Source organism: Clostridium sp. JS66 (assembly GCF_033561535.1).
Classification (GTDB): Bacteria; Bacillota; Clostridia; order Clostridiales; family Clostridiaceae; genus Clostridium_AM; species Clostridium_AM carboxidivorans.
In genome coordinates this window covers 4,428,813-4,444,801 of record NZ_CP131467.1, presented here as the reverse complement: position 1 = coordinate 4,444,801, position 15,989 = coordinate 4,428,813, and the positions used below count along the sequence as shown (strand labels likewise).

Annotated in this window: 13 protein-coding genes; 11 read left to right on the top strand and 2 right to left on the bottom strand. The window is 29.7% G+C overall.

Going from position 1 to position 15,989, the window contains the following annotated elements; all coding sequences use genetic code 11:
- Window positions 1–368 precede the first annotated feature (368 nt).
- From htpG to Q6H37_RS20560, 11 genes are all read left to right on the top strand, one after another.
- Complete coding sequence (gene htpG, locus Q6H37_RS20610; RefSeq protein WP_318736034.1) at window positions 369–2,258, top strand: molecular chaperone HtpG; 1,890 nt, start codon at window positions 369–371, stop codon at window positions 2,256–2,258.
- 305 nt (window positions 2,259–2,563) lie between these two features.
- Window positions 2,564–3,385, top strand: a complete 822-nt coding sequence (locus Q6H37_RS20605; RefSeq protein WP_318736032.1) for a GNAT family N-acetyltransferase — start codon at window positions 2,564–2,566, stop codon at window positions 3,383–3,385.
- Window positions 3,386–3,454: 69 nt separating this feature from the next.
- Entirely contained in the window at window positions 3,455–3,916 is a 462-nt protein-coding gene (locus tag Q6H37_RS20600) for a GNAT family N-acetyltransferase (protein WP_318736029.1), read from the top strand.
- 73 nt (window positions 3,917–3,989) lie between these two features.
- Entirely contained in the window at window positions 3,990–4,580 is a 591-nt protein-coding gene (locus Q6H37_RS20595; RefSeq protein WP_318736027.1) for a DUF1349 domain-containing protein, read from the top strand.
- Window positions 4,581–4,617: 37 nt separating this feature from the next.
- Window positions 4,618–6,501: a MutS-related protein gene (locus Q6H37_RS20590; protein WP_318736024.1), complete on the top strand. Its 1,884-nt coding sequence runs from the start codon at window positions 4,618–4,620 to the stop codon at window positions 6,499–6,501.
- A gap of 444 nt (window positions 6,502–6,945) precedes the next feature.
- A complete protein-coding gene (locus Q6H37_RS20585; RefSeq protein WP_318736021.1) occupies window positions 6,946–8,697 on the top strand; it encodes a methyl-accepting chemotaxis protein in 1,752 nt (583 codons plus the stop codon).
- A 239-nt stretch (window positions 8,698–8,936) separates the two neighbouring features.
- Window positions 8,937–9,905: a GntR family transcriptional regulator gene (locus tag Q6H37_RS20580; protein ID WP_318736019.1), complete on the top strand. Its 969-nt coding sequence runs from the start codon at window positions 8,937–8,939 to the stop codon at window positions 9,903–9,905.
- Window positions 9,906–9,921: 16 nt separating this feature from the next.
- Window positions 9,922–10,632 (top strand): epoxyqueuosine reductase, encoded by a 711-nt coding sequence (locus tag Q6H37_RS20575; RefSeq protein WP_318736017.1) that lies wholly within the window; start codon window positions 9,922–9,924, stop codon window positions 10,630–10,632.
- Between the two features lie 17 nt (window positions 10,633–10,649).
- Window positions 10,650–11,669, top strand: coding sequence for an NlpC/P60 family protein (locus tag Q6H37_RS20570; protein ID WP_318736014.1), 1,020 nt, complete (start codon window positions 10,650–10,652; stop codon window positions 11,667–11,669).
- Window positions 11,670–11,820: 151 nt separating this feature from the next.
- Window positions 11,821–12,735, top strand: coding sequence for a class I SAM-dependent methyltransferase (locus Q6H37_RS20565; protein WP_318736012.1), 915 nt, complete (start codon window positions 11,821–11,823; stop codon window positions 12,733–12,735).
- 200 nt (window positions 12,736–12,935) lie between these two features.
- On the top strand, window positions 12,936–13,670 hold the full coding sequence (locus tag Q6H37_RS20560; protein WP_318736009.1) for a hypothetical protein: 735 nt from the start codon (window positions 12,936–12,938) through the stop codon (window positions 13,668–13,670).
- Window positions 13,671–13,731: 61 nt separating this feature from the next.
- Here the strand turns inward: Q6H37_RS20560 and Q6H37_RS20555 are convergent, their stop codons facing one another.
- The gene (locus Q6H37_RS20555) at window positions 13,732–14,022 is read right to left on the bottom strand and encodes a hypothetical protein (RefSeq protein ID WP_318736007.1); all 291 of its coding nucleotides are present in this window, start codon (window positions 14,020–14,022) and stop codon (window positions 13,732–13,734) included.
- A gap of 17 nt (window positions 14,023–14,039) precedes the next feature.
- Entirely contained in the window at window positions 14,040–15,932 is a 1,893-nt protein-coding gene (locus Q6H37_RS20550) for a 5'-nucleotidase, lipoprotein e(P4) family (RefSeq protein WP_318736004.1), read from the bottom strand.
- Window positions 15,933–15,989: the final 57 nt, after the last annotated feature.

Below are 15,989 nucleotides of genomic sequence, written 5' to 3'. Positions count from 1 at the left end.
GTTCCATAAATCCTATATTAGAACTTAATTTTAGCCAAAATTTCTAATTAGCTTAAGAAAATTAATACATTTTAAATTAAATTTAAAGAATATATTGACAAAAAAAATATAATTGCTAAAATATAGTTAGCACTCGACATCAATGAGTGCTAACAAAAGCAATTTAAAAATGCATTTGGAAACCTTAAATGATATAAAAATGAAAAAATCGGGAACCTACAGAACATATTCTTAAGTTTTACTTATTATGAAAAAACTATAGTTGATTAAGAGTAGGAAAGTGGCTTGATTAATTTAGAAATAACCGCACCTACTTTATAGGTGTGGTTTTAATATGTTAAAAATTTCAATGAAGGGAAATGATATAAATGGCTACAAAACAATTTAAAGCAGAGTCTCAAAGACTACTTGAATTAATGATTAACTCAATTTATACAAACAAAGAAATATTTTTGAGGGAGCTTATATCAAATGCAAGTGATGCAATTGACAAGAGTTATTATCGCTCACTTGTTGACAGCAATATAAGCTTCAATAAAGATGATTTTTACATTAGAATTACAGCAGATAAGGAAAATAGAACTCTTACTATTACTGATACAGGTATTGGTATGACAAAGGACGAACTTGAAAATAACCTTGGTACTATTGCTAAAAGTGGTTCGTTAGCATTTAAAAATGAAAATGAGGAAAAAGAAGGCGTAGATATTATAGGTCAATTTGGAGTTGGCTTTTACTCAGCTTTCATGGTATCAGATGTAGTTACTGTTATAAGTCGTTCTATAGATTCAGATGAAGCTTATAAGTGGGAATCAAAGGGTGTAGAAGGTTATGATATTGAACCTATAGATAAAGAAACAGTTGGAACTGAAATCATATTAAAGATAAAAACAAACACTGATGATGAAAATTATGATGAATTCTTGGATGAATATAGACTAAAAGCTTTAATTAAGAAGTATTCTGATTTTATCAAATATCCAATTAAAATGATGGTAAAAAAGAGTAAGGAAAAGGAAGGCAGCGAAAAAGAGGACGGCAAAAAAGAATATGAAGATTATTATGAAGATGAAACTTTAAATAGTATGGTTCCAATTTGGAGAAAAAATAAAAATGAATTAAAACAAGAGGATTATGATCAATTTTATATGGATAAGCACTTTGGTTATGAAAAACCTTTAAAATCAATCCATACTAGTGTTGAAGGATTAGCAAGCTATAATGCTTTATTATTTATTCCAGCTAAAGCACCTTATGATTTCTATACAAAGGAATTTGAAAAAGGTTTAGAGCTTTATTCTAATGGTGTTTTAATAATGGAAAAGTGCTCAGATTTATTGCCAGATTACTTCAGCTTTGTTCAAGGTTTAGTTGATTCTGCTGATATTTCTCTTAATATTTCAAGAGAACTTTTACAGCAGGATAGACAACTTAAATTTATTGCAAAGAAAGTAAAGGATAAAATAAAAAGCGAACTTTCATTAATGCTTAAAAATGATCGTGAAAAGTATGATGAATTCTTTAAGAGCTTTGGAAGACAGCTTAAATATGGTGTTTATTCTGACTTTGGAACTAACAAGGAAGTACTTCAAGATTTATTGATGTTCTATTCTTCAACAGAGAAAAAGCTTGTAAGTCTTGATGAGTACATTTCACGTATGAAGGAAGATCAAAAATTCATATATTATGCAACTGGTGAAAGTGTAGAAAAGATTGAAAGGCTGCCACAAACTGAGTTAATCAAAGATAAAGGTTTTGAAATATTATACTTCACTGATGATATTGATGAATTTGCAATTAAAATACTTATGAAATATAAAGAAAAAGAATTTAAATCTGTTTCCAGCAAAGACTTAGGTATTGAATCTGATGAAAAAGAAAATGAAAAGGAAACACAAGAAAACAAAGATTTATTTGATTTCATGAAGGAAGCTTTGAGTGGAAAAGTTAAAGAAGTTAGAGCGTCAAAGAGATTGAAGACTCATCCAGTTTGTCTTGCAAACGAAGGTGAACTTTCTATTGAAATGGAAAAAGTGCTTAACATGATGCCAAATAATCCAAACCTTAAAGCTGATAAGATTCTAGAAATAAATACAAATCATGAAATGTTTGGTGCTATTAAAAAAGCATTTGAGGAAGATAAGGATAAAGTAAAAATGTATTCAAATCTTCTATATAATCAAGCATTATTGATTGAAGGTCTTTCAATAGAAGATCCAGTTCAATTTGCAAATGATATATGTCAGTTAATTAAGTAAAATATATTTAGGAACTAGGTTCAGAGAATAGTTAAAATATTTACAGTATCTCAAGGTGAGAAAATTATATTTAAATTTTAAGAACGCATACAGATTTGTGTAAATCTATATGCGTTTTTTGTTATTTTATTGCAATCTTTTAATAGTATATGTGGTAAACACAATTTGAAAAGCAGGTATAAAATGTTTTTTTCTTGTTCAATAAAATAAATATAATATTTGAAAAAATTCAATAATATGGTATATAATTAAGCAAATGATAACTACAAGATGTTATATAGAAACAATTCAATGGAGGGGTATTAATGATTAGATTGCTTAAACAGGCTGATAAAAAAATTATATTAGAATATCTTGAAAGAAATGAAATTGAAACATCATTTTTATATGCCAATGTTATACAATTTGGGGTTGACAATAGGCAGGATATAAGAAGATGTGCAGATTACTATGGATATTTTCAGGGAGAATTACTTAAAGGAATACTACCTTTTTATAATTTGGGAAGTTGTATACCTCACTATGAGTCAGAGGAAGCTGTGCCTTTATTTGCAAAGCTTATGAAAGAGCGAAAATTTGAATTTTTACTAGGAATGTTTAAAATCGTAAAACCTTTATATGAAAACATTAAGGAACATAAAGAAATTCAATCATATGATGAAAGTTCATATTTTATGAACAAGAATTTTAAACCATTTATGTTAGATAGAATGGAATTTATAAATGCAGATAAATTAAAAAGCGATAAAGTAATTGACTTTATTTTACATGCTCATATAAATGGGTTTCAACAAGATGCAACTTGGAAAGATATTAAGAAAGCTTTAATACAAAGAGGAGAAGAAGAGGAGTTTATTATTGCACAAAAGGATGGTAAAATGGTAGCTCAAGCATGTGTGCAGACATATACTTCTAAAGTTTGTCAAATTGGAAGTGTTTATACACTGGAATCTGAGAGAGGTAAAGGTTATTGTAAGGCTGTGGTTTCTGAAATATGCAAGAGAATTGTTGATAAAGACAAGATACCTACTCTTTCTGCTAGGAAGAACAATATACCAGCTGTGAAAGCATATACTGAATTAGGATTTCAGCACTATGATGATTATTTACTTATTAGATTTAAGTAATGAGATACGAAATTAAATATATCAAATTACAAATTTAATAAAATATTAGGAAGGGTTGAGAAATAATTTATGGAGGAAATTCAAATAAGAAAGTTAGGTAATAATGAACAAATTCCATATGATTTACTTCTTTTAGCAGACCCATCTATCGAAATAATTAATGATTATATAGATAGGGGCAATTGTTATATTGCACATATTAATGATATTATAGTTGGAGGTTATGTGGTGATTAGGACAAGACCTTTAACTTTAGAACTTGTAAATATTGCAGTTAGAGAAACATACCAGAGGAAAGGTATTGGCAAGAAATTAGTATTGAATGCAATAGAAGGAGCAAGAAAGGGGAATTTTAAAGTTTTAGAAGTTGGTACAGGAAATTCAAGCATAAATCAATTAGCACTTTATCAAAAATGTGGATTTCGTATAGTTGGCGTGGATAAAGATTTTTTTAGAAGGCATTATAAAGAAAACATTATAGAAAATGAAATTCAGTGTATTGATATGATTAGATTAAGGATAGAGTTATAATAATGAAAAGGAAGTGGTGAAAACAGTAAATTAATATATTAAAAGTTAATTTGATTTTTTATGGAGGACTAGTATGTTTGAATTTGATTCTAAAAAAGCAAAATGGTTTTTCAAACCTGAAAATTATGTAATTGAAAAAGATAGGGTTGAAATTATAACAAATCCTAACACCGATTTTTGGCAAAGAACTTATTATGGATTTAGAAATGATAATGCTCATGTACTTTATATTACAACTGATGAAAGGTATTTTTCATTTACTGTAAAGACAGAATTTGATAGTACAGCACTGTTTGATCAATGTGGAGTTGCAATTTATCAAAATAGTGAAAATTGGGTAAAGGCAGCAATAGAATTCCATGATAATAATACTGCATGGCTTGGAAGTGTGGTAACAAATCATGGATATTCTGATTGGGCAACAACTGATGTTGGAGCTTTTGTAAAATGTATGTGGTATAGACTAAGTAGACGAGAAAGTGATTATTGTCTTGAAAATTCATCTGATGGAGTAAATTTCAAGCAAATGAGAATTTTTCACTTGTTTGAAGGTGAAAAAGAAATTAATATTGGGTTATTTGCATGTTCCCCAAGCCAAAATTCTTTTAAGGCTATATTTACTGAAATGAAGATAACAGAGTGTTTGTGGGAAGAACATAAATAAACAATTTTATGATAATACAGGGTAGGAGGACTATAAGTTGATATCAGCATTAAAAGAATATGAAAAGAGAAAAACTAAATATAATTTATTATTAAAAAAACAAGAGAAGCGTATAAGTAATTTAAGTAATTTAAGACTTGCCGTTTTTGTACTAGGATTTGTAATTTTAATAAGAATGTACACCTTAAAATTGTATTTCATGTTTGATTCTGTAGTCTTAGTTATGATTATTTTGCTTTGTTATCTAGCTCATTTACATAAGGATATAGAAAATAAAAAGAAATATATAGCTGCACTTAAGGAGATAAATGAAACTTCAATAAAAAGATTAAATGGAGAATGGAAAAACTTTCAGGATAGTGGAGAAGAATTTATAGATGAGAACCATAAGTATTCCTACGATCTTGATATTTTTGGAAAAGGTTCTTTATTTCAATGGATAAATGCATGCCGTACTTACATTGGAAGACAAAGGTTGAAGGAAATATTAACGGAGAAACCTGAAGATGAACAGAGTATACATGATAGGCAGTGCGCAGTTATAGAGCTTGGACCTAAAATACATTTTAGGCAGAAGCTTGAGGCAGAAGGAAAAATAATTTCCAATGATAAACAGGATACTAAGGAACTTTTTTCATGGATAAAAGAAAGAAATGACTATATATTAAAAAATAAAATAATTTGGATTTTAAGAGTTCTTTCAATGGTGACTGGAATAACTAGTTTAACGTTGATAGTTAGAATAATTGATTATATCATAGCAGTTTTACTTGATACTAGCAGAAGTGCACCAAAAATATTTTATATAATTCCATACTATATTCCTATTTTTTTGATTTTTATTCAATGTGTTATTTTAAGAATAAAAAGAGAAGATAGGATGAAAAACTTAATTATTGCAGAAAAATATAATTATAGCATAAAAACATATAGAAATATGCTTAAGCATATAGAAAAGCATAAATTTAATTCAAAGTACATTATAGATTTGTGTAAAACACTTTATGATAACGATGCAAAAAGTGCATATAAACAAATAGATACTTTTTCTAAGATTTGTGAATCCATAGTAAGTAGGCGTAATACTTTATACCCCATTTTGAATTCAATTCTCATGTTAGAATATCACTGGACCATTTCTATTGAAAGATGGAAGACAAAAGCAGGGAATGACTTTGAAAAGTGGCTTAGCATAATAGGGGAGCTAGAAGCATTGTGCAGTATTGCAAATATTAAATATGATAATCCTCATTGGGGTATGCCTAAAATTGCAGCTGGAGCATCAATGATTTCAGCAAAAAATATGGGTCATCCGCTTTTAGGAGAAAAAAGGGTATGTAATGATTTAAATATAGAAGAACCATATCAAGTTATACTTATAACAGGGTCTAATATGTCAGGAAAAAGTACATTTATGAGAACTGTAGGAATTAATGTTATATTAGCATATGCTGGAGCTCCTGTATGTGCAGATCAATTTTGCTGTACTATTATGGATCTCTATAGTTGTATGAGAACAAGTGATAATTTAGGGCAAAGTATATCTTCCTTTTATGCAGAAATATTAAAAATAAAAAATATTGTTAAAGCCTCAAAGGAAGGTAAAAAAGTACTATTTCTATTAGATGAAATTTTTAAAGGAACTAACTCAAAGGATAGACATACTGGAGCTATGATTTTAGTAAAACAATTAAGTAAAGCTGGAAATTTAGGATTTATATCCACTCATGACTTGGAATTAGGCGAAATGGCAAATGATAAAAATTCAAAAATTAAAAACTATCATTTCTCTGAATACTACAGAGATAATCAAATTTATTTTGATTACAAATTGAAAGCTGGAATTTCGCCTACAAGAAATGCTTTATATCTAATGAAATTAGCTGGAATTGAAATAGAAGAAAACAATGAGGGTGAATAGAAGAGTTTTATTATTAATTACCCAACTTTTAAAACAAAATTTAACAGATAAATTAATGAAATAAAAATCTAAAACATAAGATTCTAATAGAATTTTTTGTTTTAGATTTTTTGCGTATAAGGAGCTGTTGCACTAAAAATAAATTCTACAACATAATGCATTAATAATTGATTTGTAAAACAATATGTTGTATGGAAATGTTTTAATGTGGCAGCTCCTTAGTTTTATGTATGAAAATATTATTTTACACTTGATTGCAAAATTCTGCAATAAAATGTTTTTTCACCAATAATTATATAAAAAATGATAAATATTTTAATACAGACGCCGATAATGAAAATGAAATTATAATTTACCATATGTAGAAACAATTGTAGTATGTTTAGTAAATATTTTAAGACATTATACTATTTTAAGGATTAAAAACAAAAGGGGGCAAAAACAATGGAATTGTCAAAAAAGTCACAAAGAAACTTTGACGGTAAAAGTTTAGGTATTAAATTCAAACTTATATTTATTATATTGATAATTAATTTAATAATTACAATATTTTTTTCAGTATCATTATATACCAAGCAAAAGACAGAAAAAATAAATACTATAGATAAGAAATTAGAAACACAAGTATATAATGCAAAGTATTTATTAGGAGATTATCATGACAGAATTGTTGATAAAAAGTCTATTAGCGATGAGGAATATTTGAAAGTAGTAAAGAGATGGAATTCTATATGTAAAGATTTAAACTTAATGTATGTATGGACTATGATGGATATGAATGGGGAGATTGTTACTACATCAGGTTCTTCTGTAGATAAAGAAAAAGTAACAGGACAATACAAATTTCTTGGACAGCCAGATAAGGAATTAGGTGATGAAAGTGCAGATACTTTAAAGAAAAAAGGTAAAAATGTTCAAATAGTAAAATCCCAATATGGACATATTTATATAGTATCAATACCTTTTACAGATTCAAAAGGTAGGAATTATACTGTTAATGCAAGTATGGACATGACATATGTTAATAGTGAATTAAACAGTGTATTAGAAACAAACTTGCTAATATCAGGGATTATGTTTTTAATAGCTATTATGATAAGTTACATTTTTGCAAGTAGAATAGTAGTTCCTATTATAAAAATTAAAGATTTTGCAAATAGGTTATCAGCATATGATTTTTCTACTCCTATTGATATTACAGGCAAAGATGAAATTGGAGAAACAGCATCAGCTTTAAATAGAGCACAGAAAAATATAAAAAGCTTAGTGAAATTAATTATAGAGAATTCTCAAAATATAACTGAATCATCTAAAGAATTGTCAGTAACAGTCCAGGAGTTATCTTCAAAAGCTGTAATTATAGATGAAGCAGTAGGCAGCATTGCTTTGGGTATGAAGGATTCTAGTTGTGCATCACAAGAGATGAGTGCATCTATTGAAGAGGTAGATGCAAGTATGAATGAACTTTCTTCTAAATCTGTAGAAGGAAGTGAAAATGCAAATAAAGCTAAAGAAAGAGCTGTAAATGTTAAAGATAAAAGTAAAAAAGCTGTAGAGGAAACTGAAAAAATATATCAAGAAAAACGAAATAAAATGTTAAAAGCTATAGAAGAAGGTAAGGTAGTGGATAGCATAAAAGATATGGCAGATACTATTGGAAGTATAGCTGAACAAACTAATTTACTTGCATTAAATGCTGCAATAGAAGCAGCTAGAGCAGGTGAGCAGGGGAAAGGTTTTGCAGTTGTAGCAGATGAGGTAAGAATGCTTGCAGAACAATCATCAGAAGCAGTAATAAATATTCAAGATACTATTCTTAAAGTTCAACAAGCGTTTAAAAGTAGTATTGATACAGGTAACGATATGTTAGAATTCATAAATACACATGTAAAGAAAGAATTTGATGCTTATGGAGAAGCAGGCAATAAGTATTATAGTGATTCTGACTTTGTAAGCAAAATGTCTGAGGAAATGGCTGCTATGTCTGAAGAAATTACAGCTGCAGTTGGACAAGTAAGTGAAGCTGTACAAAATATGTCTCACGCTGCACAAAAATCAAATGAAAAAACAGAAACAATAAAAGAAAGTGTAGATGAAACTACAAGAGCAATAAAGCAAGTAGCAGTAACTGCGGAAAACCAAGCAGAAATTGCTAAAAGGCTTAATGAAATAGTTCAAAGTTTTAAATTAGAATAATCATTAAAACAAAATTAAGCAGATAAATTAATGAAATAGAAATCTAAAATACAAGTTTTAATAGAGCTTTGTGTTTTAGATTTTTTTCGTATAAAGAGCTGTCATATTAAAAATAAAAAAATAGCATTGACAATGCTTGAAATTTCCATTATTATATACATAGTTTAATAGTTTTATATTAAACTATGTAATTTAAAATATTAATTAAAGATAAATTTAAACTAGAAAGGGGTATGTAAATGAAATTTTGTATTAATAAAAAAGTAGATTTTCCTATATATCAACAGTTAAAAGAACAAATAAAATACTTTTTATTAAGTGGTATGTTACAAGCTGGTGAAAAAGTTCCTTCGCCAATGGAATTAGAAAAACTTCTAAAAATAAATCGTAATACAGTAATTTCAGCTTATAAAGAATTAGAAAAGGAGGGGTTATTGGTGGGTAAAAGGGGACAAGGTACATATGTTTCTGACAATATTAATGAATATAATACTAAAAGACATAACAAGGAATTATTAACACTTGCTGAGGAAACTATAGAAAAAACAAAACAATTAGGCTTTAAACCAGAAGAATTGTTTACAGTAATTTTTAATTATACTGTTTTAGGGGTAACTGATTCAAAGCAACCATGTTTAAAAGCCTTGCTCACAGAAAGTGCTATTCAAGATTTAGAGTATTTTAGAGATGTTTTAATAAAAGAGCTTGGTATTAATATTGATATTTGTCTTTTGTCAAAACTTCAAGATAACATAGATTCAGAAGTAGTAAGAAATTGTGATTTTGTCATAACAGGCTTTAATCATGTTGAAGATGTTAAAGCAATTATTGAGCCTTTAGATAAAGAAGTTATTGGACTTATGGCAGCACCTCGTATTCATGCTTTTATGAGCATTGCAAAGCTAAATTCTGGTACAAAAGTTGGTATTGTATGTGGAACTACACATGGAGCTTTGAATATGAAAAAGGCGATTGAGGATGCAGGAGTTCAAAATATTACAATTATAACTTGTGGAGCAGAAAACAAAAAACAATTGTTAGAGATGCTTCAAAAAGTTGATGTTGTTATAACCTCACGAGTAGCTTTCAACACTGTGAAAGCTTCACTTCCTAAGCGAGTTCAGCTTTTAGAATTCTTTTCGGAACTAGATAGAAATGGCTTACAAATGTTAAAACAATACATTAACAATAAAGCAGCGTTAAAGTAAAAAGAAGGTATAAATAATGATTAATTCTAATGAAATAAAAAAAATTTTATATGATTTAGGAGCAGATCTATGTGGTATAGCGCCTATTGAAAGATTTAAAAATGCTCCAGAGGGTTTTCATCCAAAAGATATTTTTCCTGAATGTAAGTCGGTAGTAGTTTTTGCAAAAAGAGCACCATCAGCAAATATGCTTAGCGGCAATAGAGTGGTATATACACAGGTTACTATCTCGATTTTCAAGGAACTGGATAGAATATGCGTAAATACATGCTGTTATTTGGATAAACTTCATGTGGGTGCAGTGATGATACCAGCAGATAACCCATATGAATATTGGGATAATGAAAAAAAGCATGGAAAGGCCATATTATCTTTAAAACATGCAGGAGAATTAGCTGGTATTGGAGTTATTGGGAAAAACACTCTTTTGGTAAATGAAGACTTAGGAAATATGATGTATTTGGGAGCTCTACTTATAGATAAAGTTGTAGATTATGATCCAATGATAGCTAAAAACTACTGCTATGATAAGTGTAAAGTATGCATTGAAAATTGTCCTAAGAAGGCACTTAATGGTGTAACTGTAGATCAGTTATTATGTAGAAGTAATATAGCCGCACAATCAGCTAAAGGAGATTGGTTATATAACTGCAATAAATGTAGAACTTTATGTCCTAATGTATTAGGACACAAAAAATATACAAAAAATAATGTAAAATGTTTTTAACTAGGGAGGTTAAAGTATTGAATAAAAAAACTTTGTCTGTTGTGATTGCTTTAACATTAGCAGCAACAATGAATGGAACTGCTTTAGCAGCACCATCAAATGATAATCCACAAATAGCTCAAATTCAACAGCAAAAACAAGATTTAGAAACAAAAGTGGAAAAGTTGGACAACCAGATAACAGAAATAATGAAGCAAATAGACGGTAATAAAAAAAGTATTGAAAAAACTACGGCTGATATAAAGGCAACAGGACAGGAATTAGCTAATGCAGAAAGTAACATAAAGGGACAGCAAGATGTATTTAATAAAAGAATAAGAACTATGTACATAAATGGTTCAAATAGTTATTTAGGTGTTATATTAGAATCTAATAATTTAAGTGATTTCATATCAAGAATGGATACTATTAGAAAAATAGTAGGTTTTGATGAAAAAGTAATAAACGACTTAAAGGAAAAAAAGGATATAATAACAAAGAAAAAAGAAGCCCTAAATAATGAAAATAATAGGCTTTTAGCTTTAAAATCAGATAATGAAAAGAAATTAGAGAATTTTAATATCAATAAAAGTGAGCAAAAAAATTTAATTGCAAGCTTAGACTCTAAAGAAAAAGCTCTTAAAGATGCAAATGCTCAAAGTCAAGTTGAAAAATATAGTGCAGCATCACCAGCATTGTCAAGAGGATCATCATCAGCTAGTGCAGTAGTTGCATATGCATCAACTTTTCAAGGAGTGCCTTATGAATGGGGAGGAAATGGTCCAAGCTCTTTTGATTGTACTGGTTTCACTTGTTATGTTTTTGCACACTTTGGAATAAGTTTGGAAAGAGTAGCCGATCAGCAGCAACAGCAAGGAACTTATGTACCAAGAGGCGAGCTTCAACCAGGGGATTTAGTTTTCTTTGGATCACCAGCTCATCATGTTGGAATATATGTAGGTGATGGATGTATGATTCATGCACCACATACGGGAGATGTAGTTAAGATTTCTCCATTACATTCTGACTTTAGTGGAGGAAGAAGAGTATTGAAGTAGAATATTATTCTATAAAAAAACGCCACGATAAATGTAACGAATTTGTAAACTTTTCATTCTTTATGTCATTATTATACCACAAAATGGATAAAAAGTCAAGTATTGCAGTGTTGTTGCAGGTGTTGTATATATTATTAGAGGTGATAATTTTATGGAACAAAAAAGCATAACAGCACTAGTAAGTGCATTTTCAAGGGCATACCATTCAACACAAAATTCAGAGAAAATATTTGATGATTATTTGGCAAAGAAAATATTGACGGAGGATGAATATGAAGAAATAGCAAATAATATGGCAAAAGGAATATCTTTTTTTAATCCATCTTTTTCAGGTACACAGGAGGAAGCTTTGAGGTGGGTCGTTGATAATCAATTATCACCAACTCCATTGAGTAGAGGAGCATTTGCGGAAGGATTACTTAAAAATACTGTACAAAATGGTGCAAAACAGTATTTAATTTTTGCAGCTGGATATGATACATTTGCATATCGCCAATATGATTGGGCATCAAAAATTGAAATTTTTGAAATTGATCATCTTGCTACTGCTGCAGACAAGCAAAAACGTATTAAATCAGTGGTATCAGAAAAACCAACAAATCTACATTATCTGTCTGCGGATTTTAGGGAAAATAACTGGCAAAGTAATTTACTTGAATGTATAGAATTTGACAAAAGAAAAATTAGCTTTTGTAGTTTGCTTGGAATAAGTTATTATTTGTCTAAACAGGTATTTGCAGAAACACTTAATATAATTTCAGGCTTTATACCAAAAGGTAGTAGTATTGTTTTTGATTATAATGATGAGAAGGCATATACAGATAAAGCAGGAAAACGAGCTAAAATACAAGCAGCACTAGCTGGTGCTTCAAATGAAAAAATGCTTGGAAGTTATTCTTATATGGAATTGGAGAAACTATTGTCCGAAAGTAATTTCATGATTTATGAACATTTGACACCTAATGAAATAACAGAGCAGTACTTTACAAAATATAATAAGGAGAATCCAAATCATCAAATGACAGCTTTTGATAATGTGAATTATTGTCTTGCTATTAGAAAATAAATTAGTTTCATTACAAGGACCCTTATGGCATACTTGTCGGGTGATTCCTGTGATTTCGTATTGATTATTTTCTTCAAACCAATGTACAAAAGACTTATAAGTAGGTGACATAGATTTTTAATGACTTTGAAATTTAACAAGCACAACAGATTAAAGTACTAATAAAATAATATTGAATTAATAATTATGGAGCTGCATATATGTTTTTTAGATTTCCTGAGAATTTGATACAAAATAAAGATAAAGTATATATTATAGATAAAAAATTTGCAGATGTGAATGGTGATGGTTATATTGAAACTTTAATAATTACAGGAAAGAAACCTTATGGAGAAAATGGTTTTATAGAAGATATAACTCTTACTGTAAAAAATGAAAAAACGGGATTGAATATAAAAGTAAAGCCAAAAGAAAATTCAGGTTATGAGCCTAATTTATTTATAGGAAGGTTTGATGAAAAAAGTAGCATACCATATGTATTTTTATCTATAGCCTCAGGAGGCAGTGGAGGATATTATTTTAATTATATTTATTCCTTTAAAAGAAATGCAGCAGAACTTGTTTTTGATTATGATAAATTTAGTATTGAAAATGTATATAATGCTGTATATGAAAATTTTTATAGAGTAAGTGTAAAATCAGAAAATAAGGATTTGAAAGGAATAATAGATCTTAAGTCCATAAGAAATGAGGAGTATTTGTCCAAACTCTATAATAAAGATGGAACTCTTAAAGAGCCTACAGTGGCAGGGGTATTGTTTCTTTCTAATCTTTCACCCTTAAGCATAAATGGATCTGAGGTTTTTAAACTTTTAACGGATCAAAGAATAATAGGAATTTATAATGCAGATACATTAGGTTATGTAGAATCTATTTTAAAGTGGGATAAAGATAAATTTATACCTTTAGTAACTAGGTTAGTAGTATCAATGTAATATAAAAACCAATTGCAAATATAAAGTATTTACAATTGGTTTTTATATAATTATTTAGTCTTTATATTTTTTTATAATGACCATCTATTTTACCATAAGGAATTAAAACAATTGGCTGATTTGCAGGTGTAAATAATTCTATTCCTTCTTGGTTTTCGTCTGGCCTGAAATATTTTTTTCCTAACTTTTCAACTATCCATCCTGTAATTCCTTTAGGGATTGAACCGAAATTGCCACTTTTTTCAACTGATTCAAAGGATGGCATTGCAGTACCTGTTCCATATAGAGGAGCGTAATAACATCTTTCTGTAATTTCAATTCTGTATAACTTTTTTGTTCCTAAAAAACTCATTAAAATCCCTCATTTCTTTAGTTAGTTCCATCTGCTCTCCAAGTTCTAAGTTTAGCCTTTCTTGCAGTATCCTTTTGCTGTGCACTAAGTCCCCAGTAACCAGAAGCAACAGCTGGTTCCCAGTCGCCATAGGATGGATTTGGAAGAGCAATAAATTTAGTTCCAAAGGAATCTTTATTTTTATCTGCAGAAGCGTTTCTCTGATCTAAACTTACGCCATAAGTACCTATAGGCATATCATTTTCATTATCGCCCATATAAGTTACAACATTATAATCCTTTGCAACAGCATCAAATCTAGGCTGTTTATTGCCCTTATCTGTTTGAAGAAGAAGATGTTTATCATCTACATTAGGGAAGCCTAAATCTTTCAAGTTTTTCATAGTTCCTTGCATTCCGTTTTTTGCATCCCTATTAGTAACATAGAATACTTCTACTCCTTTGCTTGAAAGGTATTGTAAAAGATCTTTAGCACCAGGCATAGCACCAGCTTTTGCTGCATCAACCCATTTTGACCAGCTATCGTTAGCATAAGCATCATTATAGCCTGTATGACCTGCATCATAAGCAGTGTTATCTATAACTGCTTCGTCACAATCTGTGATTATAGCTAAAGGTTTATCACCTGATTTATGATTTTTAAGAGCTTCATCTACTTGCATTTTAGTTAGATTATAAGCTTGATAACATAATTCTTTATATTCTGCAGCAGTTTGCATCCATAATAATGCCATTACATCCTGTTCGTTTAAATCCTTTTGAGAATAAGCAGCAGGAGTTGGCTGTGGTGTTGGAGCTGATTGCACTGTTTTTGGCAATAATTTTATTGTTTGTCCAACGTAGATCAAATTAACATTGGAAATGTTGTTGATTTTAGCTAGTGCCCTAAAATCCATAGAGAATTTCAAACCTATTCTAAATAAATTATCACCAGGTTTAACAACATAAGTGTCTTGAGTAGTAGTTGTTGTTGGAACAGCTGGAGGTTGAGCAACGTTTGAAGCTGAAGCACTTTTTACAGCTGGAGCACCATCTGCTCTCCAGGTTCTAAGTTGACCCTTTCGTGATTCATCCTTTTTAGCTGCACTAAGACCCCAGTAACCAGAAGCTACAGCTGGTTCCCAGTCACCATAGGATGGGTTTGGAAGAGCAATAAACTTTGTTCCAAAGGAATCTTTGTTTTTATCTGCAGCATCATTTCTCTGCTGTAGAGTTTTGCCATAAGTATCTACAGGTAAGTCATTTTCGTTGTCGCCCATATAAAATACAACATTATAGTCTTTTGCAACGGCATCAAATCTAGCTTGTTTATTTCCTTTGTCCGTTTGAAGAAGAACATGTTTTTCGTCTATGTTAGGAAAACCTAAATTTTTTAAGTTTTTCATAGTGCCTTGTAATCCTGTTTTAGCATCCCTGTTAGTAACATAAAAAACTTCTACTCCTTTATTTGAAAGGTATTGTAAAAAGTCTTTAGCACCAGGCATAGCATCAGCTTTTGCGGCATCAACCCATTTTCCCCAACTATCATTGGCATAAGCAGTATTGTGGTCTATATGACCTGCGTCATAAGCAGTATTGTCTATAACTGATTCATCACAGTCTGTAATTATAGCTAAAGGTTTATCACCTGATTTATGATTTTTAACAGCTGAATCTACTTGCATTTTTCCAGCATTATAAGCTTGATAGCAAAGTTCTTTGTATTCGGCAGAAGTCTGCATCCAAAGTAGTGCCATTACTTCCTGTTCATTTAAGTCCTTTTGAGTATAAGTTGATTTAACTGTTGCTGATGTTACTGTGTCTGGCTTTGCAGCAAAAGCTGGTTTTGCAGCAAAAGTAACAATAGGTGAAAGTATAAGTGAAGTGCTTAAAATAAAAGATAATAGAATATTAATTTTCTTTTTTAACATAATTTCTAAGTCCCCCTTTGAAATTTTGTAATTAATAGTCAAGCTGACATTTTAATA